This is a genomic window from Nostoc sp. LEGE 12454 (assembly GCF_056620565.1).
In genome coordinates this window covers 1-2,551 of the sequence record NZ_JBWQXL010000103.1, presented here as the reverse complement: position 1 = coordinate 2,551, position 2,551 = coordinate 1, and the positions used below count along the sequence as shown (strand labels likewise).

At 38.9% G+C, this 2,551-nt stretch carries 2 protein-coding genes and 1 pseudogene; all 3 read right to left on the bottom strand.

Annotation, left to right across the window (positions count from 1 at the left end):
• Positions 1-1,452, bottom strand: coding sequence for a DNA polymerase III subunit beta (dnaN, locus tag AC1F2U_RS34570; protein WP_480265247.1), 1,452 nt, complete (start codon positions 1,450-1,452; stop codon positions 1-3).
• 203 nt (positions 1,453-1,655) lie between these two features.
• Positions 1,656-2,198, bottom strand: a complete 543-nt coding sequence (locus tag AC1F2U_RS34565) for a WGR domain-containing protein (protein ID WP_480265246.1) — start codon at positions 2,196-2,198, stop codon at positions 1,656-1,658.
• Between the two features lie 104 nt (positions 2,199-2,302).
• Positions 2,303-2,551: pseudogene (locus tag AC1F2U_RS34560) on the bottom strand (AAA family ATPase); the annotation flags it as partial.

Below are 2,551 nucleotides of genomic sequence, written 5' to 3'. Positions count from 1 at the left end.
TTAAGCATTTAGAGTGTACAGTGGCAGTAAGAATTGACGCATTTCCATTTGCAGTTCTGGATTTGGTCTATCTCCATAAGGAACCAACATGGCAGGATGATCTGATTGTTGCAAGTGCATTTTGATAGCGGAACTGGGAATTGCCTTGGCTGCTTCTACTAAATACTTGAGGTTAAACTGGATATTCAATGACATTTCTGATGGTAGATGAGCAGCAATAACCTGATCACCTTTGCCAAACTCCCGTTCAATTGATAGTCGTAGCTGCTGCAAATTTCCATCAAACTGTAAATAAATACCTTTCTCTTTTTTATCTGTTAACACAGCTAACCGTTCAAGTGCTTTGACTAAGAATGCTTTTTCTAGGATTACTTCTCGGTCAAAGCTAAATCTTGCCAATAGCTGTTCGCAGTCAGGGTAAGTTCCTTCGAGACATTGACATCTGAGGATAATATCTTGCCAAGCAAAACCCAAGCGATTACTTTCGGCATCATACAATAAATTAATGAATTCGACAGAATCATCCAAGTTACGCGCTAGTTCCTTGAGGACTCGACCGGGAATAGTAAATTGTATCTCTTCAGATTCTACTTGTTTACGGGGTTTTCTACCAATTCCTTGAGTTGAAAGTTCAGTGGTTGCGACTCGATGCCCATCAGTACCAATAAACTTTAACTTCTCCTGTGCAAGTTGAATATGAACTCCGGTCAAGATATATTTATTTTCATCAGGGCTGACAGCATAAATTACACCTTTCAAACCATCTTTGAAAACTGTTGTTGGCAGAGGAATGGGAGTAGCATCAATTGTAGAACTAGGTGGAAAGTCTTCAGCACTAATGCCTCTAATTTCATATTTTCCATCAGCATCAGATAAACCCAGAGAGCAAATTTTTGTTTGCTTCTCCTCATCAATAAGCTGTATAATCTGAGTCTGACTACTGAGGCTAATATTACCATTAGGGCAATGCTTAACTATCTCAAATAGCATTTCCACTGGCACAGTAATTTCACCCTTGAGCAACACCTGGGCTTCAAAACTTGCCTGAATTGTTAATGCTAAATCAGTAACAGTTAAATGTATCTGTTGTGTTTCGATATCTGCAATGATTAGAGCATTAGCAAGAATCGGATGGCTAGGTTTAGCTGGGGTAGCACAACTAACTAAAGAGAGTGCATCGTGAAATTTAGTTTGTGAGCAGATTACCTCCATTCCTAATTCTATAAGTGGTTGAGAGTTGAACTCTGATTTGGCAGAACGTTTATTAGTACGCTTATTTGAGATAGGCTCAGTTGAAGTATCAGCATCTGGAGATGTATGTTTTTTCTTTTTACCTGTAGATATGTCTGGGATATTTGCTGATACTTCATTTTCGCCTTTAGGAGTAGCTACACTTTTTTGTTTTGTCTGATTGGTAGGCTTTACCCTTTGTTTCGATGCTGTTTGAGTCATGAGAATTTATTTCTGGTTGCGTCATTCTTAGAAAGGTGACTGCGATAGCAGAAAATAAAGATTGGGAAGTTTTGAATCAGATGCTTTTACTCTATGAGACATACGGAAGTTTACTGATATATCGCATTTAACGGCTCTCAGGTAAGCCTTTATTCTGATCGTAGCTTTCGGAGTATCTGGCTCTGCTCCTGAATTATTAAGTTCTACAAATGCCTCCAAAAGTTCTTTCCAATGCTTTTTAAACTAATAACTTTGCTGTTATTAGCAGATTCTTCTGTAGTGTTATCACCCACCATAGAATCAGTTTCCAACAAAGAGTATAGTTGATGCTCAACATCTGCCACATCGCGGTATATTCGAGACGGGTCTATTTTCATTCCTAAAGGTGTAGGAACGATTTTTAAATATTGGTTTAAGGCCTGTAGATAATTTCTATTGGCAAATTGTCTTTGTGCTACATAAGGGCGCAAAATCTCCAGTAATTGGATAGCTCTTTTGATTTCTAGAGAATCAGAAGTACTATCAATTTGAGGTTGGCTTTCTCGATAGCCTTTCATTTTCTTCTCAGCCACGAGATTGTGGAATTTAGAAACTGCTTGTTGAGCATTACCGAAAGAGTGAACTTTTTGCTGAGATTTGTAGCCGACCCTACCCCACTCAACAGTTAGATTGCTTTGCTCAACTTTTGCACTCCAGAATTTGTTACTGTTCTGAGCAGCATTTACAAATATTAAGTAAACTTCCATATTTTTGACGTAATTTAGAGTAAAGTATTGCCATGTCAAATGAATATCTCAACAACAGATGTTCATTTGACAAAAGCTTCAAATCATTACTAATTTGGGAATACCTAATTAGTGCGGAACCTAGAAGTACGAAGACCTTTCTTAGATACCTGCACAGGACTGGAAGCTGGTCGCGCAATCTTTGACCAAGACTGCATCCGCTCAACAGCAGCAGCATCTTGAACAGCTAAAGGGGTGATGTTTTGCTGACAATTTTCTAAATCAGCCAGTGTGACCTGCTGAGGTCTTCCCTCATCGAAAGCCAGTAGTGCTGCTTCTGATGCCAGGGTTTCTAACTCAGCACCACTAAACTT